This window comes from Methylococcales bacterium (assembly GCA_030949405.1).
Lineage (GTDB): Bacteria > Pseudomonadota > Gammaproteobacteria > Methylococcales > Methylomonadaceae > WTBX01.
The window spans coordinates 1,725,078-1,744,687 of sequence record JAUZSN010000002.1 but is presented as its reverse complement, the minus strand read 5'-3'; the positions used below and the strand labels follow the sequence as shown (position 1 = coordinate 1,744,687).

The following is a 19,610-nucleotide window of genomic DNA, read 5'->3' as shown; positions in this document are numbered from 1 at the left end:
TTGAGAAAATGTAATCAATAGACGTTACTAATCCTCTCACTAGTTAACGACAAAGGAAATTTATTTTGCAAACTTCAAATCAAATAGAGTCATTAAAAAATCGGGTTCAGGACGCGCTCGATGAAGCTAAAAAGTTAGGGGCAAGTGCCGCAAAAGTGGGCCTCAGTACCAGCACAGGGCTTTCAGTCAGTGCGCGTTTAGGCGATGTTGAGACCCTAGAACATGACTGTAATCAAGGATTAGGGATTAGCGTCTATTTTGGCCAACGTAAAGGCTCGGCAAGCAGTACCGATTTATCAACAAAGTCGATAGAAGAAACGGTTAAAGCGGCGTGTAGTATTGCTAAATTTTCCAGTGAAGATGCCTTTTCAGGATTACCTGAGCCTGAATTGCTTGCCACCGAGTTTCCTGATTTAGAACTTAATCATCCGTGGGAATTAAGTGTTGAAGACGCGATTCAACTCGCTATTGAATGTGAAAATGCAGGGCGGAGTTTTCATCCTGAAATTACAAATTCTGATGGGGCCAGTGTTAATACTCATCAAAGCATTCAAATCTTAGGCAATAGTTTAGGATTTTTACAGGGACAGCAAGCCACCCATCATTTGATGAGCTGCTCTGTGATCGCCCAACGCGGCGATGATATGCAAACAAATTATTGGTACAGCGTCATGCGAGATGCCAATGATTTGGAAAAAGGCGTGAATATTGGACAAAAAGCGGCGGAACGAGCCTTAAAACGCCTAGGAAGTCGCTCTTTAACCACTCGTACGGCTCCCGTTTTATACAGCCCTGAAATGGCCTCAGGTTTATTAAGTTCATTAATGGGGGCTATTAGTGGCAGCAGTCTATACCGAAAATCAACTTTTTTATTAGACCGTCTTGATACTCAAATTTTTCCTGATTTTGTTCATATTCACGAACAACCTCATCTAAAGGGCGCGTTAGGCAGTGCTGCGTTTGATAGTGAAGGCGTTGCCACTCAAAACCGCGATATTATTGCAAATGGAATCTTAAAAAGTTATCTTTTAAGCAGTTATTCCGCTAAAAAACTAGGGATGAGAAGCACAGGAAATGCAGGCGGGGTTCGCAATCTAACGCTTAAAGCTCATAATGATGATTTTGATCATTTATTAAAAAAATTGGATACAGGCTTATTTGTAACCGAGTTAATGGGGCAAGGCGTTAACCCGATGACAGGCGATTATTCACGAGGAGCGGCAGGATTTTGGGTGGAAAATGGAGAAATTTTATACCCTGTAGAAGAAATCACCATTGCGGCAAATCTTAAAGATATGTTTAAAAACTTAGTCGCCATTGGCAATGATGTCGATCAACGTGGAAATATTAGGACGGGCTCTATTTTAATTGAAGAAATGTCAATAGCCGCTTAATTAAAAAATCGACTGAATGGCATTGCGTTAATCTAAGCAACAAATATCTGGAGAGACCCTATTATCAAGACAATAGCGACCTGAAAATCGCCTCTCCATTTATTTTTAGTCAATTTAGCGATCACGCACAAAAATTTAAAATATATTAAGTTCAGCGTCTGTGATGACAGTTTTCTGACCTAATTTTTCGCATCTTTCATTTAGCTCAGAAGTAGTTTACACTTTATTCTTAAAAAATAGTGTGGAATAAAATAACGTTAGCTATTTTCGTAACCCGCCAATAGCTTAAGCTATTGGACTCCGATTTAAACTGTAAATTGAGAAATGAAGGATGCCTAATCTTTATAATTAAAATCTTTTATCCAGCGCATAATGCGTAATAACATTTTTTGAAACTCATCCGATTCAATAGGCTTAGTCAAATACGTCGTACACCCTGAAATAATCCCTTTAACCTCATCAAGCGGCGATGTTTTTGCCGTTAACATAATGATCGGTAATTTGGACATTTTTTCTATTTTACGAATTTTCGCACAGGTTTCAAAACCATCAAGACCGGGCATCATCACATCAAGGAAAATGAAATCATAGTGTTTCGTTTCTAAATTTATCAAGGCTGCACTGCCATCAAGAACATAATCGGCCTGTAAATTAATCCCTGATTTATCAAATTCAAGTTTTAATGCTTTGTGCATCATTTCACTATCATCCACCACAAGAACACGATAACCTGAATGGTCAATATCATCCGTATCACTAGACACAATCATATTATCCGCATCGGCAAATGATTTTAAAATTCTAAGAACCACATGTGAATACTCAACCGCTTCCGCTTTAGTTGTCGGCATCACTACCGATGAACGATCATTGGCTTTTAAACTTTGATCAATGGCTTCAAAATTAGCCGTTTCCGCATCAACAAACAAAAAATCATAATATTTTTCATTAATCTTTTCAATTGCAAACGCATCATTTAAGGCAAAATCAATATTTAAAGGAATATCGGATTTAAGGAGTTCATTGCGTAATAATTGACGATTATCTTCATCTTCATTGACAACCAAAATATCATATTGCCCACCCACATTAACACTATCACTATCAACCGACTGTTGTCGCTCTAGTTGCGGTTTAGAGTCATCGTTAGCCATTAACGCCACTAAATCCAACACCTTCAATACCCGACTGAGTAACAAAACCCCTTGAATATGATACTCATAGCCTTCAACGGCTTCACGCCCCGCAGTAACCACTGGCATTTCACCATACTGCTGCTGATAACTTTCTAATTTTTTTAAGGCCGACTCTGCGGCTGTTTTTACAATTAAAAGATCAATATTTTCATCCACCGCGAGATCTTTTAAGTGATAAGTACGGTCACGTTCTAAACCCGCGCCAAATATCCACTTAAATTTTTCTTGTTCATGGTGAGAAAAGCCAATAATTCCAACATTAATATTTATAGACATAACTTATTTTGAGTAGATAACTTATTTTAAATAGACAGCGGCTGCTTGCAATGATGCTAATAATAGCACAGCATGAGCATAAAATGGAAAGCTAGAACCCCCGTTTTATTTTTAGCTTCAGAATTAACAAAGCATGTCGCGTTACAGCTTTTCAAATGCCGCAATATAAAATAGGTTTTACTTAAGCTGGCACTCACGATCTAAAATTTAGCTTAATTTTCCTATTTTTAAAGTCATTTATAAAAATTAACGTGCTTTTACGGCATCTTAGGTTAAAATAAACTGCCTATTTTTAACTTTGTAGCAACATGAGAATTGGTTCACATACGCTTAAAAACAAACTCATTCTTGCGCCTATGGCAGGGATTACTGACCAACCCTTTAGAAATTTATGTAGAAATTATGGGGCAGGTCTTGCGGTATCAGAAATGATTTCGTCTAATCCAAGTCTCCGTTCACACAGAAGAACCCGCCTGAAATCCGATCTGAGCAATGAAAATGGCCTACGAATGGTTCAAATTTTGGGAACAGAACCGCTCGTTATGGCCGAAGCCGCTCGTTTTAATCAGCAACAAGGGGCCGATATTATTGATATTAATATGGGTTGCCCCGCTAAAAAAGTCTGTGCGGTGGCCGCAGGATCAGCCTTACTAAAAAATGAGTCATTAGTTGCCTCTATTTTAGACGCTGTCGTGAATGCGGTCGATATTCCTGTCACCCTTAAAATTAGAACAGGGTGGGATTTAGAAAATCGCAACGCCTTAAACATTGCAAAATTAGCTGAAAACAGTGGTATCGCCGCGTTAACCATTCACGGACGAACACGCGCCTGTAAGTTTAATGGCCTTGCCGAATATGAGACCATTAAAAGGGTGAAGCAAAGCGTAACGATCCCTATTATTGCGAATGGTGATATTAATAGCCCTAAAAAAGCCGCGTTTGTTTTAAAGTATACAAACGCCGATGCGGTCATGATTGGGCGTAATGTACAAGGACAACCGTGGGTTTTTAATTATTTTCAGCAATACTTAAAGGAGGGAACGTACACCCCATTAAGTTTCCCCCAGATGATTCAAACCATCTTTACGCATCTTGAGCAGTTACACCATTTTTATGGTGAAAAAGGCGGGGTTAGAATAGCGCGTAAACATATTGGCTGGTATTTTAGTCAACTGGGTATTCCTCGTGAACAAACCCAACAGTTTTACCAAACCACCACCGCTCAACAACAAACCGTGCAACTTAAACGCTCATTTGATTCTTTTTTAAACACTACTTTCGCATAATGGATGATTCTGAAACTACGTCTCCTCAGGGACAGGTGACCCCTTTTCCTATTCCACTGTCTGTCTCTGTTGAACAAGCTGTGGAACTTTATTTTACCCAATTAAAAGGTCACGACACGGCTAATCTCTATCACCTAGTGATTAGTGAGGTTGAAAAACCTTTGCTCGCCACTGTACTTAAGCATTCGGGTTACAATCAAACCAAAGCCGCTAAAATTTTGGGTTTAAGTCGCAGTACCTTACGAAAAAAAATAGAAAGCTACCAGCTCTCCTAATCGTCTTTATACCCAAGAGGTTTATATGAATAAAAAAGTTTCTCGCGCTCTATTGAGTGTTTCTAATAAAACAGGCATCATTGAATTAGCATCAGGTCTCCAGAAATTAGGAATTGAGATTTTATCGACGGGTGGGACGGCTAAATTATTAATCACCCATAACATTGCTGTCACCGAAGTCTCTGATTACACCAATTTTCCTGAAATCATGGATGGTCGGGTTAAAACATTACACCCTAAAATTCATGGAGGCATACTGGCTCGTCGAGGAACGGATGATAAAGTCATGGCTGAAAATGACATTCAAGCCATTGATATGGTGGTTGTTAATTTGTATCCTTTCCAAGAAACGATTGCAAACCCTGATTGTAATTTAGCCACCGCCATTGAAAACATTGATATTGGTGGACCCACAATGATTCGCGCCGCGGCCAAAAATCACCATGATGTCGCCGTCATTGTTAATACGGATGATTACGCCCTCATACTAAACGAGTTAAACACCAACGAAGGCGCATTAAGTCAAGATACCCGCTTTGATCTCGCCTTAAAAAGTTTTGAGCATACGGCCAATTATGATAATGCCATTGCGACTTATCTAAACCATCTTAAGGGTGAACAGTTTCCACTGACCCTTAATCTACAGTTTCAACATTTACAGACGTTACGCTACGGAGAAAATCCGCATCAAAATGCAGCCTTTTATAAGGAGCATAATCCAGCTATCGGCAGCATTAGTGCCGCACAGCAATTGCAAGGTAAAGCCTTATCCTATAATAATATTGCCGATGCCGATACGGCCTTAGAATGTGTTAAATCATTTTCTGAAAAACCGACGTGTGTGATTGTTAAACACGCTAATCCCTGTGGCGTTGCACAAGCGGAAACTATTTTAGAGGCTTATGAACTCGCTTATGCAACCGACCCTACGTCTGCATTTGGCGGAATTATTGCGTTTAACCAAGAACTTGATGAAACGACTGCACATGAGATTATTAAGCGTCAGTTTGTTGAAGTCATTATTGCCCCTAAAATCAGCGAGGTCGCACAAAGCATTTTAACGACAAAGAAAAATGTACGCGTCTTAGTGACAGGGGTTTGGACGAACAAGCAAGCATTGGCCTTTGATTATAAACGCGTTGATGGGGGCTTATTAGTTCAAGATAAAGATTTAGACGAAATTAATGCCGACGATTTAAAAGTTGTATCGCAACGCGCTCCCTCTGAAGATGAATTATCTGATTTATTATTTGCGTGGAAAGTCGGTAAATTTGTCAAATCTAACGCCATTGTTTACTGTAAAAACAGTCAAACTATTGGAGTCGGTGCGGGACAAATGAGTCGAGTTTATTCGGCTAAAATTGCAGGCATCAAAGCTACCGATGAAAACTTAAAAGTGGAAGGATCGGTCATGTCCTCGGATGCGTTCTTTCCCTTTAGAGATGGCATTGATGCCGCCGCCACTGCGGGAATTACCGCCGTTATTCAACCGGGTGGATCCATTCGAGACAATGAAATAATTGCCGCAGCCGATGAACATAATATTGCAATGGTATTCACAGGAATGCGACATTTTAGACATTAAAAAAACGTTAATTTTTTGCCTAGGGTAGGATTAGCCCGCTTTAGGCAGGATAAATTTTGGACATTATTGTGAGTGTCACAGTAAACTTGCGGTATGGTGATGTTTTTCTCATTATTTAAACTTACTGAGTCATAGTTATAGCTTTAAAAACCTATTTTTCAAATAGGTGCAAGGGATCGTTATAGGTGATATTGTTTTCATCTATAATAAAAAATGAATGAGAAATTATATAGGATCTACATTTCACGCTCTAAATACTCTTTATTGAAATTAATTTAATTAACAACATGGAAAAATTAATAACCGAAAACATTGTTGAATGGTTTTATGAATGTAGAGGAAGTCAATATGGGTATTTATTATTAAATTCAGAAGATAGCAATCTAATTCAGCTCGTCAAAGATAAACTTATTACATCTGGTGTTATTTGTTTTAAGCATAATAGAAGTTTTAAACTGGCTTCTAATGATAGACAATATAAAGTTTATTTAACCATCGCAAAAGAATTGGGAGGAAGTCTTAATTTTGGAGAATTAAAAAGAATAATTAAAGATAATTTTCCAAACTTTCATTTTGATGCAGATCCTACTGAAATAAGACGATACTTTAATTATATGCAAGAGTCTATCGCTTTAAAAGAAGAAAAAATAAAAGAATTAAATGAGGGCTTATCGGAACAAGATGAAGAACTAAAAAATCTCAATAAAGAGTTGTCAATTTTGACTCATAATTATAAAAAACAACATAAAAAACTTGAGACTGAATACAACAAAGCTTTAAGAAAAATAAAAGAAAAAAATTCGAATGGTTCTTGGGATGAAATCATTAGACTTGTTCTTCTAAATAAAATATATTAAAATCAATTGCTTATATATACTTGATAACACTCACAATCAGTTGATACAGCCTAATAAATAAACTTTAAATTAAATTATTAAAAATAATAAATAAGCTTTATAATAAATTTCTATAAAAAATAAAAATCAAAGTATAACATGAAAATAAAAGAAATTTTACCAAGAATTTATGATGATAGACAGTTAAGAGCTTTAACAGGATTAAAAACAGAACATTTTATTTTACTATTATCTCTATTTGAAAAGACCCTTATTGAAGATCAAAAATAAAAACATGAAAATAAAGAAAGAAAATACGGTAGTGGTTTAGATAGCACATTAAAAACACCCGCAGACAAATTATTATTTATATTAAATTATATGAAGTGCTATTCTACTTTCGATCACTTAGGGTTTTCTTTTAATATGAATAAATCATGCGCTCATACTCATGTATACAAATTATTTCCAATTTTAATAAAGACGTTAGATATATTTAATGTTTTACCTGCAACAAGTTTTTCAACCCCTGAAGAAATGCAGCAGGCTTTTGGCGGAGTTCAAACATTGATAATAGATACTACAGAGCGTGCTGTACAACGCCCTAGTGACTATGAAGAACAAAATGAATTTTACAGTGGTAAAAAAACAGCATACAATTAAAAATACCACTATAGCTTCTTTAGGTCATTTAATTTTATATATTGGGGTTAGTTTTCCGGGTAAAAATCATGATTATGGAATGTTTAAAAAGAATTTAATCCAGAATTAAATTGGTTTAGTAATTTTAATATATTTATTGATTTAGGTTATTTGGGGTTTAATAATGAATATAAAACTAATTCGGTAAATATTCCTCATAAAAAAACCAAATAAATCTAAGCATAATCCAAACCCAACATTAACTGAAAAACAAAAAAAAGAAAACAAAGAGATGAGTCGTGAAAGAGTCATTGTTGAGCATGTAATCGGTGGAATGAAAAGATATAGATGTCTAGTTGACAAGTTTAGAAATAAAAAAGAAGGTGTAAAAGATTTATTTTCTTTTTTAGCGGCTATCCTATGGAATTTTAACATGATATATTAACTTCTTCTTAAAGAACAAGTCTATTGAAGAGGAAATAGCAAGACATCAAAAACAGGAGAAAGAGTTAGAGGAACTTTATGAAGCTGAAATTAAGCAATATAAATTTCAAATTCAACGTTATGAGATAGACATCATACGCCATAAAGCTAAAGCTGAAAATATTGAGTTATCTTTAGAGGAAAAAAAAATATGACTATGAAAAAATTTCAAACAATCGTGATATTCAGAATAAATTAAAACCATCAAAAAAAGATACTAAAATAATGAATTTATGTTTGGATGTTTTTTGTCCAAATTTACAATTTGATAATTTTTCTATCGACTATATAAATGATGAAATACAAGAACCTAAAGTATTATTGAATTGTTTGCATGATTTAAATGAACAAGTTAATCAGAAAAATAAGTTACCCTGTAAAAAATTTAAAGCTGTTCAAGACTGGTTAGAAATAAATAAACATATTACAAATGGCAGTTCAGCAGTTGTGCGTGTATATTATAAAAAACAAAATAATATTTATTATGTCCATGTTTCAGATAAAAACTATCAAAAGATTGTAATAAATAAATTGAAAATTTGGAAAAAACAAACACCTAATTACAATAATATATTTTCATCTAATTAAGTATAGCGAAATAACACCCCAAAAACTTTATTAAAAAATGATAAATAAACCCATAAAAACACCCATTAAATAAATAATCACGTTATAAAGCCCTCATTAGTTTAAAGGAAATTTCATGTCATACGGCGAATATAAAAATTATGGCAAAACGCAGTTAGCCAATATTTTTAATTTAACCATTAAATTAACGCCTATTTTTGATTTTAAGCCAGACGAAGAAGTGATAAAAAAATATACTGAGTTTCAAAATCGAATAGATAACTTAGCTGCTCGAACCAGAATTGCTAATACAAATGAAGCCACAAGAATAGGTCTTTTGGTGTCACCCATTTTGATAGAAGCCAGTATTTTATATGATCTAGGTCTTTTTTTTGAACAACCTTTCGATTTAACCAAAGAAGAAACACCTGATTTACCTCATCAACTCAATGGTGCATGGGATGGAGCTTTAACACTGGACAGTTTGGATTTTTCCGCTCCCATCATTTCTGTTGTGGACGTCAAACCCAACAAATTATCCGATGGGCTTGGACAATGTATTGCTGAAATGTATGCCACTAAAATAAAATTTAAACAAGATAAAATTTACGGTATTATTACAGATGGCGAAGTATGGGAATTTCTTTTATTAAAAGAAAAGCAATTACTTATCCATTCGGGTAATTGTCATATTAGTAACGTCATAAAAATTATTGGCAATATTGGCTGTATAGTAAAAGAGTTTAGTTAATAAAATTATTAAACGAATTAGATATTATTTTAAGAGAAAATTATTCATGACTGATATTGTATTTATAAACCCCGGTGACCGAAAAGCGGTTTTTCAAGAACTCGGTAAAAACCTAACCGCAATCGAGCCGCCCTTTCAAATTGCCTCTTATGCGGCTTATTTAAGAAATAATGGTTTTAGTGTGGCCATTATTGATGCCAATGCTGAAAATATTTCACCCGATGAGACCGCACAAAAGGTTAAAGAACTTAACCCTCTGTTAACGGCCATTATCGTTTATGGCAATCAACCTTCCGCATCGACTCAAAACATGAGCATCAGTGGAAAAATTGTTGATGCCGTCAAAGCAGGCAGTGATTCATGCGTCGTTTTAGGGGGGCTTCATGCCTCAGCCTTACCTGAACAAACCTTTGAACAAGAAAATGCGGATTTTATTATTGAAGGGGAAGAACAAATTCCGCTAAAAGAATTACTTGAACATTTGAAAGGTGAAAAAAAGGTCTCCGAAGTCAGTGGAGTTTGGTACCAAGACAATGGCGAAACAAAACATAACCCAAAACCGGCTTTAATTAAAGATTTAGATGAATACTTACCGATAGCGGCATGGGATTTATTGCCAATGGCGGTTTATCGCGCTCATAACTGGCATTGTTTTGATGACATTGAAAACCGTCAGCCTTATGCCGCCATTTATACCAGTTTAGGTTGCCCATACAGTTGTTCATTTTGCTGTATTAACGCACCTTTTGGGGGGTCAAGTTTACGTTGCCGTAGCCCTGAATTAGTCGTTGAAGAAATTACCTTATTAGTTGAAAAATATGGGATTAAAAATCTAAAAATCATTGATGAAATGTTTGTGTTAAATGAAAACCATTACATGAAAATCGTTGATTTATTAATTGAAAAAAACTTTGATTTAAATATCTGGGCCTATGCACGCGTGGATACCGTCAAAGAAAAAACGCTGAAAAAATTAAAACAAGCAGGAATAAATTGGTTAGCCCTTGGCATTGAATCCGCTAATGCCGATGTTCGTGATGGCGCATCCAAAAAAATGAAACCTCGTGATATTGCTGAAATAGTCAATGAGATTCAAGCCGCTGGCATTCGTGTGATTGGTAATTTTATCTTTGGTTTACAAGATGACACGCTGGCATCCATGACCGAAACCTTAACCATGGCAAAAGAGCTTAACTGTGAGTTTGCAAATTTCTATTGTGCAATGGCCTACCCCGGTTCTCAACTTTATACGATTGCCCTTGCGGACCATTTAAAACTTCCTGATGAATGGACGGGTTACTCACAACATTCTTATAATATCCAACCGTTACCCTCAAAACACTTAACGGCCAAAGAAATTGTTGCATTTAGGGATAATGCGTTTCATGATTACAATGAAAGTGACTTTTATCTTTCAATGCTAAACGATAAATTTGGCCTCGCGGTTAAGGAACACATGATGGAAATCACTCAAACACGATTAAAAAGAGCCATTTTAGACACTTAATTGTGGGGTTTTCTAAAAAAGACATCGTTCAATTAATTAAATTAGTTATTGTGTTGACGATTGTAATGGTCGGTATTATTTCACTACGCATTATTTTTGAAAACGAATATAATACCGCCGTTGACTTTGTTAAAACTAACCCTGACTCAGAAATAATTTTTTTAGTTTTTTTTTATTATTTCCAGTGTGGCCTCTTTTCCGACTTTACCGTTAAATGTTTTAGCGGGTTTACTTTATGGAACATGGGTTGGGGGAGGAATTGTGGTGACAGGGGCTGTGATTGGTTCTTATTTAACCTATGTTTTAGTACGAATTTTTAAAAAAAAACGTCGTCATTCATTTGAAGAAGATTCTTTATATGCTAAATTAGCTAACCATGATTTTGATTATAAAACGATTATTTTTTTTACGCTTAAATATTTTTTTACCGACTTTTTTAGTCAATACCGTCTTAGCAGGAAGCAAAATTGGGCCGTTTAAATTTTTTGTCACTGCACTCATTGGCTTTACGCCTTTTTCCTTTTTAATATCTTATCTAGGTTATTTAGCGAATGGGGACATGGACCTGTTCTACCGCTTACTTACCGAACATGATTTTTCTAAATACGAGTTATTTTAATGTTAGTATCTGTTGTTTTTTCTTTTCGTGATGAAGAAAGTAATATCAAAGAATTAATTAATCGCGTTCGTGCTGTTTTTTTAAAGATCAACGTTGATTATGAATTTATTTTTGTCAATGATGATTCAACTGACCGCTCTTTAGAACTCTTGCAACAAGAAAGAGCTGCGGATGATAAAATAAAAATTATTAGTATGTCGCGCTGTTTTGGCGTTTCTCCTTGTGTCTTAGCAGGGATGAAATACAGCACGGGCGATGCCGTGGTGTACATGGATAGCGATTTACAAGACCCCCCTGAACTCATTGAAAAAATGATCGCAGAATGGCAGCAAGGTTTTGATGTAGTTCACACTACACGTACCAAGCGTCATGGCGAACATCCCTTAAAAATGATGGTCACAGGCTGGGCGTATAAAATCATCAACTTTGTTTCTGAAATTAATATTAAAGAAAATACGGGCGATTTTAAATTATTATCTCGAAAAGTGGTCAATCAAATTTTAAAATTAGATGAACATGACCCGTTTATGCGAGGTTTACCTGTTTGGGTTGGCTTTAAACAAACGCATATTTATTATGAACGGGATGCACGTTTTGCAGGTGAGCCGCATTTTTCAATTTTTAGTAAAGGGCCAACGAAAGAATTTATTCGAGGCATTGTTTCTTATTCCTCCTCCCCTCTTTATTTATCCTTTTATCTAGGACTGCTCACTTGCTTGGTCTCCGCTTTTTTAATTGTTTATGCGTTAATTATTAAAGTATTAGGGGTTTCAGGCGAAGGGATTCCCAGCATTATTATTGCTATTTCATTTTTTAGTGGGATTACGATGGTCATCAATGGCATTATGGGACTCTATATCGCTAAAATATATGAGCAATTAAAAGGTCGACCTCGTTATATTATTGCGGATACCGAAGGATTTGAAGTATCTAATCAATAACTTATTATCACCTACCGTAAAATAAACATTTGATAATAAAATGGATATTATTGGGGATCTTGATTTGTCTACAATTAAACACCCCAATCAAAAACAAGTCAATAGACTTGTTCTTCTAAATAAAATATATTAAAATCAATTGCTTATATATACTTGATAACATTCACAATCAGTTGATACAGCCTAATAAATAAACTTTAAATTAAATTATTAAAAATAATAAATAAGCTTTATAATAAATTTCTATAAAAAATAAAAATCAAAGTATAACATGAAAATAAAAGAAATTTTACCAAGAATTTATGATGATAGACAGTTAAGAGCTTTAACAGGATTAAAAACAGAACATTTTATTTTACTATTATCTCTATTTGAAAAGACCCTTATTGAAGATCAAAAAGAAAAACATGAAAATAAAGAAAGAAAATACGGTAGTGGTTTAGATAGCACATTAAAAACACCCGCAGACAAATTATTATTTATATTAAATTATATGAAGTGCTATTCTACTTTCGATCACTTAGGGTTTTCTTTTAATATGAATAAATCATGCGCCCATACTCATGTATACAAATTATTTCCAATTTTAATAAAGACGTTAGATATATTTAATGTTTTACCTGCAACAAGTTTTTCAACCCCTGAAGAAATGCAGCAGGCTTTTGGCGGAGTTCAAATATTGATAATAGATGCTACAGAGCGTGCTGTACAACGCCCTAGTGACTATGAAGAACAAAATGAATTTTACAGTGGTAAAAAAAACAGCATACAATTAAAAATACCACTATAGCTTCTTTAGGTCATTTAATTTTATATATTGGGGTTAGTTTTCCAGGTAAAAATCATGATTATGGAATGTTTAAAAAGAATTTAATCCAGAATTAAATTGGTTTAGTAATTTTAATATATTTATTGATTTAGGTTATTTGGGGTTTAATAATGAATATAAAACTAATTCGGTAAATATTCCTCATAAAAAACCAAATAAATCTAAGCATAATCCAAACCCAACATTAACAGAAAATCAAAAAAAAGAAAACAAAGAGATGAGTCGTGAAAGAGTCATTGTTGAGCATGTAATCGGTGGAATGAAAAGATATAGATGCCTAGTTGACAAGTTTAGAAATAAAAAAGAAGGTGTAAAAGATTTATTTTCTTTTTTAGCGGCTATCCTATGGAATTTTAACATGATATATTAACTTCTTCTTAAAGAACAAGTCTAATATAGATTATTGGTTCTTTGGGATAGTTTTACCAAGTTTTAAACCATCAACTAAAAAGATCTTACTTGAATTACCTGAAATAATGATAGATAAACTAAAAGTATTAGCTAAATAAACAAAAAATTTTCAATAACATCATTTTCATTAGAAATTTATATACATCGTTTTAATTACGTCACACTATTAAAAATATCATAGTTTACATCCATATAAACGTAAGTACATTTAAACAAAATTCAGGTTATAGGTATCATTAATGAAAATAGACTCTCGTTTTACATCTACTGATTATTTTAAAGCCTCATTATTAAGAAATCAAGATTTAAGAAATCTTATGTTGAATACTAATCAATCTATTATTTTTTCATTATATTGTGCGGGTGTTGCTGTGGAATGTATGCTACGAGCATATATTTTAAAAATAACGACTGAATTTAATTCTAAACATGATTTGGAACTTCTTTATTTAGATTCTAAAATTGCCACATTGCTTAGTCTTGAAGAAAAGAAAGACTTAACAACTTCCATAAAAAAACTTAATAAAATATGGCGAAATGATTTACGTTATACCTCTAAAGATAGAATGATTAGATTAATATTATCAGAACTAAATTGTTCAAATAAAAAGCATACTCAACTGCAGAATTCTATTAACCAGCATAGAAATGCTGATGATAAATTCAATATGCTCTTTTATGATCATTTTAAACAAACTTTTGAAGCTGCAAATTTAATAGTTGAAATAGGAAAAAGAAAATGGACTTGATAGAAAAAATAAAAAAATCTTTTCATCGTAAGCAGACATTAATATCTCCACTTTTTGATATTCACTTTGATGTCGAAAATAAAATCGTAGGCTATGTAGCGGATGAAATTTTTGAAGATAAAAGTGATGAAGAATCACAAGAATTAATTTGGAAGACATTAACAAACTTTTTGTCCCAAGAAGAGCTTAACAGTATTTCAGCTATTTTCCATGAAACGCCTCAGGAAAAAAGCAATCGGTTAACTGTAACTAACTTAAATAAGGATAGTGAGGTTAATTTTTGGCTACATGAAACACCTGATCTAAGTAAATATTGGTTATTTATTGATATATTAAATATTGATGAAAATTATAAATCAGTTGTTATAATTATTAATGAAAAAAATAGTTTCCCCCAAAGAATCACTACTTACACTAACGATGTTATTCAATTTATGGGGTTGGTTAATGAAAATGAAATAAAAGATGAACTATATTCAAATACTATTAAGCAAGCTGAGGCTTCCATTAAGTTTGATTTAATGAAAAAGTACGAAAAACTAACAAAAAAAGGGCTTTGGGGGAAATATAATAGATTTAATTATGTTTTTGAAAATTTTAAAATCAATCCTATTTTGAAGAAAGATCTAATATTTAATAAAGAAGAAACTGTGCTTTTAGAGAAAGAATTAGTTAGTATTGGTGAGTTTAAGATGAAAAAGGATCTTGAAGAGGGAATTAAAATTTCAAAAATAATTAAGCCATTAAATTATGAAGCAGTATAAAAAATGGTATTTTTTCGTTACAGTTAATTAATTAAATATCAATACTATATTTTTTAGAACATTACCATCTTAAAACTATTTTTAAAGATATAAAAAACTGTAAAGTAGTTTAATTATTCTCAATAATGTGCATTATCTAAATACTACACAGGCATAAATTGGAAACCCTATTATGAAAAAAACAGTAAGAGCAGTTGTTTTAGCAGGCGGCACAGGTTCGCGTTTATGGCCTTTATCCAGAAAACAAATTCCTAAACAATTTCTTTGTCTTGATGGCAAAGAAACCATGTTAAAAGCGACCACTGATAGAATTGCCCCTTTTTGTGCCACTGAAAATGTAATCGTAGTTTCAAGTCAAGAACATGTGACGGGGGAAGCGTATCACGCCTTACAACCTTATCAAGTTATCTCTGAACCAGTCGGCAGAAATACAGCCCCCGCGATTGCATTGGCCGCAGCTTATTTACAGCTTCAAGATAATCATGAAGACCCTATCATGTTGGTTCTTCCCGCAGACCATGTTATTCAAGATATTGAGGCGTTTCATCAAGCCATAGAGCGCGCAATAGAGGCGGCCTCTGACGATTATTTAGTGTCATTTGGTATTTTACCCACACATGCGGACACAGGTTTTGGCTACATTAAGGCAAAAACAGATTATCCCGAGCCATTGCCCGCTCATACATTCATGGTTGAAGGCTTTACTGAAAAACCTAATCGTGAAACCGCAGAAGATTATTTAAAAGAAGGCGGTTATTTTTGGAATTCAGGCATGTTTGTTTGGAAAGCCTCGGTATTACTTGATGCTATAAAAAAATATTTACCTGAAGTCGATTCCGTATTAACCACCATTTTAGAAAACCATCAACACGGACTTTCACTCCAAGAATCCGTAGATAAAGTATTTGAAGAAATGCCTAATATTTCCATTGATTATGGGGTATTAGAAAAAGTAGTGGCGCAAGAAAATAAATTATTAGTCCTTCCTTGTAACATTCAATGGAACGATGTCGGTAGCTGGGATGCCGTCCATGAAATATCCCCTCATGATGGAAATGGGAACGTTACTCAGGGTAATGCCTTTGCTATAGATTGCAATAATTCATTACTTCAAAGTAATCATCGCCTAGTTGCCGCGGTTGGTTTAGAGGATATTTGCCTAATTGAAACTGCTGATGCGATTTTATTGGCTAAACGAGGGGACACTCAACGCGTTAAAGAGGTGGTTGAAGAATTAAAAAAACGCAATGCCACAGAACATCTATTACACTTAACCGTTCGTCGTCCTTGGGGAACCTATACGGTATTAGAAGAACAACCTGGGGTTAAAATAAAACGAATTATTGTTAATCCAGGGGCGGCTCTATCCTTACAACGCCATCAACACCGATCTGAGCATTGGGTGGTTGTATCAGGAACAGCCACGGTTACCTGCAACAATAAAACCATGATCGTCACTAAAAACCAATCAACCTATATTCCTGTCGGTGAAAAACATCGCTTAGAAAATCGGGGTAAAATTGACGTTCAACTGATTGAAGTTCAAGTCGGGGATTATGTGGCTGAAGATGACATCGAACGTTTTGATGACGTTTACGGACGATAAGGGCTAATTTTGAAAAATTTACTCTGTGTACTTTGGGATTACCGAGGATTTGTTTTAGGCAGTGTCAAACGCGAATTTCAATCTAAATATCGAAATTCAATGTTAGGGGCTGCATGGACAGTCATTAACCCATTGGCAATGATTGTGGTTTATACGGTCATTTTTTCACAAGTCATGCGTGCAAAACTACCGGGAATTGATACCACTTTTGCTTATAGCATATATCTTTGCGCAGGAATTTTAACGTGGGAGTTATTTTCTGAAATTGTTGACCGTGCGCAAAGTGTCTTTATTGATAATGCCAATTTACTTAAAAAAGTAAGTTTTCCACGTCTCTGCCTACCTATAATTGTGGTTGCTAATGCGGTTCTTAATTTTTCAATTATTTTTACCCTCTTCAGTCTTTTTTTAATCGTTTCTGATAATTTTCCAGGATGGAATTATTTTGCTATTTTTCCTGTTTTATTAATCAATATTATTTTTGCCATTGGTTTAGGCATAACACTTGGCATTCTCAATGTTTTTTTTCGAGATATAGGGCAACTTTCCACAATTATTTTAAAATTTTGGTTTTGGTTAACCCCCATCGTCTATCCCATTAGTATTATTCCTCAGCAATTACGCACCTTTGTCGATTTAAACCCTATGGTCAATATTATTTCAGCCTATCAAACCATTCTTGTTAAAGGTGAATTGCCTCAATGGCAAGAACTCTGGGTTGTTTCAGCCCTCTCCCTTTTATTATGTATCATCGGGCTGACTTTGTTTCGTAAACATGCAGGTGACATGGTGGATGAATTGTAATGGGCGCAATTACGGTTACAAATTTAGGTAAAGCCTATAAGCAATACCCAACACGCTGGTCACGTCTTTTTGAATGGGTTATTCCCTTTATCAAACCAAGACACCATTTAAAATGGGTATTACAGGATATAAACTTTTCAGTAAGTCCTGGTGAAGCTATGGGCATTATTGGTATTAATGGGGCGGGAAAAAGCACCTTATTAAAAATGATTACAGGAACGACTCAGCCAACCACAGGGAAGGTTCAGATTACAGGGAAACGCGTTGCCGCTTTATTAGAATTAGGCATGGGATTTCATCCTGACTTTACGGGACGACAAAATGTTTTTATGTCGGGGCAACTTTTAGGGTATACCGTTAACGATTTAACCCAATTAATGCCAGAAATTGAGCAATTTGCAGAAATTGGAGAGTATATCGACCAACCTGTTCGCGTCTATTCGAGTGGAATGCAAATGCGGTTAGCCTTTAGTGTCGCGACGGCGGTCCGTCCTGATATATTAATTGTTGATGAAGCCCTATCTGTGGGTGATGCCTATTTTCAACATAAAAGTATTGATCGAATTCGAGATTATCGTCAACAAGGAACAACCTTACTGATTGTTTCTCATGATAAATTGGCCATTCAAACGATGTGTGACCGAGCCATTTTATTAGATGCAGGTCATGTTGCGAAAGAAGGTAATCCTGAAGAAATCATGGATTTCTATAATGCCTTACTCGCTGATCGAGAAAATGAAAATGTCCAACAACAAAAAACAGAGGATGCTCGCATTCAAACGACATCAGGGACAGGGGAAGCGGTTATTAAAGATATAAAGCTATTCAATGAAACGAATGAAATAATTGATACGGTTGATGTCGGTGAACAAGTTTGCCTATCCATTCAAGTAGAAGCCAAAGAAGATATTCCCGAACTGGTCTTAGGCTACATGATAAAAGATAGGCTAGGGCAATCTATTTATGGTACCAATACCCATCACTTAAAAAACCATCATGAAAATGTAAAAAAAGGACAATTGATAACCTACCAATTTAAGTTTGATGCCAACTTAGGAAAAGGGTCTTATTCGATTGCGGTTGCGCTTCACTCATCCTCAACCCATATTCAAAAAAATTATGAATGGCGAAATTTAGCCTTAGTTTTTAACGTGGTTAATCTTAATAAATCGTCTTTTGTTGGAATGAGTTGGTTACCCCCTAAAACGGAAATTATTTATGAAGACTGATTTTTATCAAGCATTTGAAGAAAAATATCGAGGATCATCTGAATTAATTCAAACCCGTTTAGAGGTTTATTTTCCGTTCATCGAATCCTTAATTAAATTATCGCCTAAGGCAAATGCCGTTGATTTAGGATGTGGACGTGGCGAATGGTTAGCCTTATTGAAAGAATGGGGAATTGATGCCCAAGGGGTTGATCTTGATGAAGGAATGCTTGATTTAGCACGAAAAAAAGGCTTCAACGTTCAAAATAAAGAGGCGATTGCTTTTTTAAATTCATTAGCGGATGCGAGCCAATTAATTGTTTCAGGGTTTCATGTTGCCGAACACATTCCTTTTGCAGATTTACAACAATTAGTCCAAGAAGCCTTACGTGTTTTACAACCAGGCGGCTTACTTATTCTTGAAACCCCTAATCCTGAAAACATTGTGGTCGGAACCTCAACTTTTTATCTTGACCCAACACATAAAAACCCATTACCGCCCTTGCTTTTATCTTTTTTACCTGAGTATTATGGCTTTGATAAAGTAAAAATATTACGATTACAAGAACCGTCGTTTGCCATTGAACAAGGGGATGATATCACCCTTTTAGATGTCTTAAGTCGAGTAAGTCTTGATTATGCGATTGTGGCTCAAAAATTAGGCCAGGATGAATTAATGACCGCGACTCAACCCGCTTTTGAAGCCAATTATGGGCAGGAATTAAAAAAATTAGCCAATCTTTACGATCAACAAATTGACGCTAAAATTCAGGTGGCGGTTAATCGTATTTATTTAAGTCATTCTTGGCGCATTACTCAGCCTTTACGCTGGGTTATGGCTCGTATAAAGGCACTAAAGAAAAATTAGACACCCTATTAGA

Annotated in this window: 21 protein-coding genes and 1 pseudogene; 21 read left to right on the top strand and 1 reads right to left on the bottom strand. The window is 34.7% G+C overall.

Annotation, left to right across the window (positions count from 1 at the left end):
• The first annotated feature begins 65 nt into the window (after positions 1 to 65).
• Positions 66 to 1,394: a metalloprotease PmbA gene (gene pmbA / locus Q9M50_09085; protein ID MDQ7090785.1), complete on the top strand. Its 1,329-nt coding sequence runs from the start codon at positions 66 to 68 to the stop codon at positions 1,392 to 1,394.
• 335 nt (positions 1,395 to 1,729) lie between these two features.
• On the opposite strand, the gene Q9M50_09080 is transcribed toward pmbA, so the two are convergent.
• Complete coding sequence (locus tag Q9M50_09080; GenBank protein MDQ7090784.1) at positions 1,730 to 2,866, bottom strand: response regulator; 1,137 nt, start codon at positions 2,864 to 2,866, stop codon at positions 1,730 to 1,732.
• A gap of 308 nt (positions 2,867 to 3,174) precedes the next feature.
• Between Q9M50_09080 and dusB the strand changes: the two genes are divergently transcribed.
• From dusB to Q9M50_08980, 20 genes and pseudogenes are all read left to right on the top strand, one after another.
• Positions 3,175 to 4,152 (top strand): tRNA dihydrouridine synthase DusB, encoded by a 978-nt coding sequence (gene dusB, locus Q9M50_09075; GenBank protein ID MDQ7090783.1) that lies wholly within the window; start codon positions 3,175 to 3,177, stop codon positions 4,150 to 4,152.
• Positions 4,152 to 4,427: a helix-turn-helix domain-containing protein gene (locus Q9M50_09070; protein MDQ7090782.1), complete on the top strand. Its 276-nt coding sequence runs from the start codon at positions 4,152 to 4,154 to the stop codon at positions 4,425 to 4,427. The genes dusB and Q9M50_09070 overlap by 1 nt, the downstream gene beginning before the upstream one ends.
• 25 nt (positions 4,428 to 4,452) lie before the next feature.
• On the top strand, positions 4,453 to 6,012 hold the full coding sequence (gene purH, locus Q9M50_09065; GenBank protein MDQ7090781.1) for a bifunctional phosphoribosylaminoimidazolecarboxamide formyltransferase/IMP cyclohydrolase: 1,560 nt from the start codon (positions 4,453 to 4,455) through the stop codon (positions 6,010 to 6,012).
• A gap of 287 nt (positions 6,013 to 6,299) precedes the next feature.
• A complete protein-coding gene (locus Q9M50_09060) occupies positions 6,300 to 6,869 on the top strand; it encodes a hypothetical protein (protein ID MDQ7090780.1) in 570 nt (189 codons plus the stop codon).
• Between the two features lie 138 nt (positions 6,870 to 7,007).
• Positions 7,008 to 7,139 carry a hypothetical protein gene (locus Q9M50_09055; protein MDQ7090779.1) on the top strand — a complete coding sequence of 44 codons (132 nt, stop codon included), beginning with the start codon at positions 7,008 to 7,010 and terminating at the stop codon, positions 7,137 to 7,139.
• Between the two features lie 57 nt (positions 7,140 to 7,196).
• Positions 7,197 to 7,511: pseudogene (locus tag Q9M50_09050) on the top strand (transposase family protein).
• Positions 7,512 to 7,707: 196 nt separating this feature from the next.
• Entirely contained in the window at positions 7,708 to 7,935 is a 228-nt protein-coding gene (locus Q9M50_09045) for a transposase family protein (GenBank protein ID MDQ7090778.1), read from the top strand.
• Positions 7,936 to 8,198: 263 nt separating this feature from the next.
• Complete coding sequence (locus tag Q9M50_09040; GenBank protein ID MDQ7090777.1) at positions 8,199 to 8,561, top strand: hypothetical protein; 363 nt, start codon at positions 8,199 to 8,201, stop codon at positions 8,559 to 8,561.
• A gap of 115 nt (positions 8,562 to 8,676) precedes the next feature.
• Entirely contained in the window at positions 8,677 to 9,291 is a 615-nt protein-coding gene (locus tag Q9M50_09035) for a hypothetical protein (protein ID MDQ7090776.1), read from the top strand.
• 46 nt (positions 9,292 to 9,337) lie between these two features.
• Complete coding sequence (locus Q9M50_09030) at positions 9,338 to 10,798, top strand: radical SAM protein (protein ID MDQ7090775.1); 1,461 nt, start codon at positions 9,338 to 9,340, stop codon at positions 10,796 to 10,798.
• Between the two features lie 186 nt (positions 10,799 to 10,984).
• Positions 10,985 to 11,278 (top strand): VTT domain-containing protein, encoded by a 294-nt coding sequence (locus Q9M50_09025; protein MDQ7090774.1) that lies wholly within the window; start codon positions 10,985 to 10,987, stop codon positions 11,276 to 11,278.
• Between the two features lie 138 nt (positions 11,279 to 11,416).
• On the top strand, positions 11,417 to 12,358 hold the full coding sequence (locus tag Q9M50_09020) for a glycosyltransferase family 2 protein (protein ID MDQ7090773.1): 942 nt from the start codon (positions 11,417 to 11,419) through the stop codon (positions 12,356 to 12,358).
• A gap of 271 nt (positions 12,359 to 12,629) precedes the next feature.
• Entirely contained in the window at positions 12,630 to 13,148 is a 519-nt protein-coding gene (locus Q9M50_09015) for a transposase family protein (protein MDQ7090772.1), read from the top strand.
• Between the two features lie 136 nt (positions 13,149 to 13,284).
• Entirely contained in the window at positions 13,285 to 13,557 is a 273-nt protein-coding gene (locus Q9M50_09010) for a transposase family protein (GenBank protein MDQ7090771.1), read from the top strand.
• Between the two features lie 280 nt (positions 13,558 to 13,837).
• A complete protein-coding gene (locus tag Q9M50_09005) occupies positions 13,838 to 14,347 on the top strand; it encodes a hypothetical protein (protein MDQ7090770.1) in 510 nt (169 codons plus the stop codon).
• The gene (locus tag Q9M50_09000) at positions 14,338 to 15,111 is read left to right on the top strand and encodes a hypothetical protein (protein MDQ7090769.1); all 774 of its coding nucleotides are present in this window, start codon (positions 14,338 to 14,340) and stop codon (positions 15,109 to 15,111) included. The genes Q9M50_09005 and Q9M50_09000 overlap by 10 nt, the downstream gene beginning before the upstream one ends.
• Positions 15,112 to 15,283: 172 nt before the next feature.
• Entirely contained in the window at positions 15,284 to 16,717 is a 1,434-nt protein-coding gene (locus tag Q9M50_08995; protein ID MDQ7090768.1) for a mannose-1-phosphate guanylyltransferase/mannose-6-phosphate isomerase, read from the top strand.
• A 9-nt stretch (positions 16,718 to 16,726) separates the two neighbouring features.
• Complete coding sequence (locus Q9M50_08990; GenBank protein ID MDQ7090767.1) at positions 16,727 to 17,521, top strand: ABC transporter permease; 795 nt, start codon at positions 16,727 to 16,729, stop codon at positions 17,519 to 17,521.
• The gene (locus Q9M50_08985) at positions 17,521 to 18,750 is read left to right on the top strand and encodes an ABC transporter ATP-binding protein (protein MDQ7090766.1); all 1,230 of its coding nucleotides are present in this window, start codon (positions 17,521 to 17,523) and stop codon (positions 18,748 to 18,750) included. The genes Q9M50_08990 and Q9M50_08985 overlap by 1 nt, the downstream gene beginning before the upstream one ends.
• The gene (locus Q9M50_08980) at positions 18,740 to 19,597 is read left to right on the top strand and encodes a class I SAM-dependent methyltransferase (protein MDQ7090765.1); all 858 of its coding nucleotides are present in this window, start codon (positions 18,740 to 18,742) and stop codon (positions 19,595 to 19,597) included. Before Q9M50_08985 ends, Q9M50_08980 begins: the two co-directional genes overlap by 11 nt.
• The last annotated feature ends 13 nt before the right edge of the window (positions 19,598 to 19,610 follow it).

What these genes read in the sequence shown, in the direction of transcription:
- Q9M50_09005 (MDQ7090770.1), top strand. Translation starts at nt 13,838, where the DNA reads ATGAAAATAGACTCTCGTTTTACATCTACTGATTATTTTAAAGCCTCA.
- Q9M50_08980 (MDQ7090765.1), top strand. Translation starts at nt 18,740, where the DNA reads ATGAAGACTGATTTTTATCAAGCATTTGAAGAAAAATATCGAGGATCA.
- Q9M50_09035 (MDQ7090776.1), top strand. Translation starts at nt 8,677, where the DNA reads ATGTCATACGGCGAATATAAAAATTATGGCAAAACGCAGTTAGCCAAT.
- Q9M50_08995 (MDQ7090768.1), top strand. Translation starts at nt 15,284, where the DNA reads ATGAAAAAAACAGTAAGAGCAGTTGTTTTAGCAGGCGGCACAGGTTCG.
- Q9M50_09030 (MDQ7090775.1), top strand. Translation starts at nt 9,338, where the DNA reads ATGACTGATATTGTATTTATAAACCCCGGTGACCGAAAAGCGGTTTTT.
- dusB (MDQ7090783.1), top strand. Translation starts at nt 3,175, where the DNA reads ATGAGAATTGGTTCACATACGCTTAAAAACAAACTCATTCTTGCGCCT.
- Q9M50_09040 (MDQ7090777.1), top strand. Translation starts at nt 8,199, where the DNA reads ATGAATTTATGTTTGGATGTTTTTTGTCCAAATTTACAATTTGATAAT.
- Q9M50_09070 (MDQ7090782.1), top strand. Translation starts at nt 4,152, where the DNA reads ATGGATGATTCTGAAACTACGTCTCCTCAGGGACAGGTGACCCCTTTT.
- Q9M50_09020 (MDQ7090773.1), top strand. Translation starts at nt 11,417, where the DNA reads ATGTTAGTATCTGTTGTTTTTTCTTTTCGTGATGAAGAAAGTAATATC.
- Q9M50_08985 (MDQ7090766.1), top strand. Translation starts at nt 17,521, where the DNA reads ATGGGCGCAATTACGGTTACAAATTTAGGTAAAGCCTATAAGCAATAC.
- purH (MDQ7090781.1), top strand. Translation starts at nt 4,453, where the DNA reads ATGAATAAAAAAGTTTCTCGCGCTCTATTGAGTGTTTCTAATAAAACA.
- Q9M50_09055 (MDQ7090779.1), top strand. Translation starts at nt 7,008, where the DNA reads ATGAAAATAAAAGAAATTTTACCAAGAATTTATGATGATAGACAGTTA.
- Q9M50_09015 (MDQ7090772.1), top strand. Translation starts at nt 12,630, where the DNA reads ATGAAAATAAAAGAAATTTTACCAAGAATTTATGATGATAGACAGTTA.
- Q9M50_09000 (MDQ7090769.1), top strand. Translation starts at nt 14,338, where the DNA reads ATGGACTTGATAGAAAAAATAAAAAAATCTTTTCATCGTAAGCAGACA.
- Q9M50_09080 (MDQ7090784.1), bottom strand. Translation starts at nt 2,866, where the DNA reads ATGTCTATAAATATTAATGTTGGAATTATTGGCTTTTCTCACCATGAA.
- Q9M50_09060 (MDQ7090780.1), top strand. Translation starts at nt 6,300, where the DNA reads ATGGAAAAATTAATAACCGAAAACATTGTTGAATGGTTTTATGAATGT.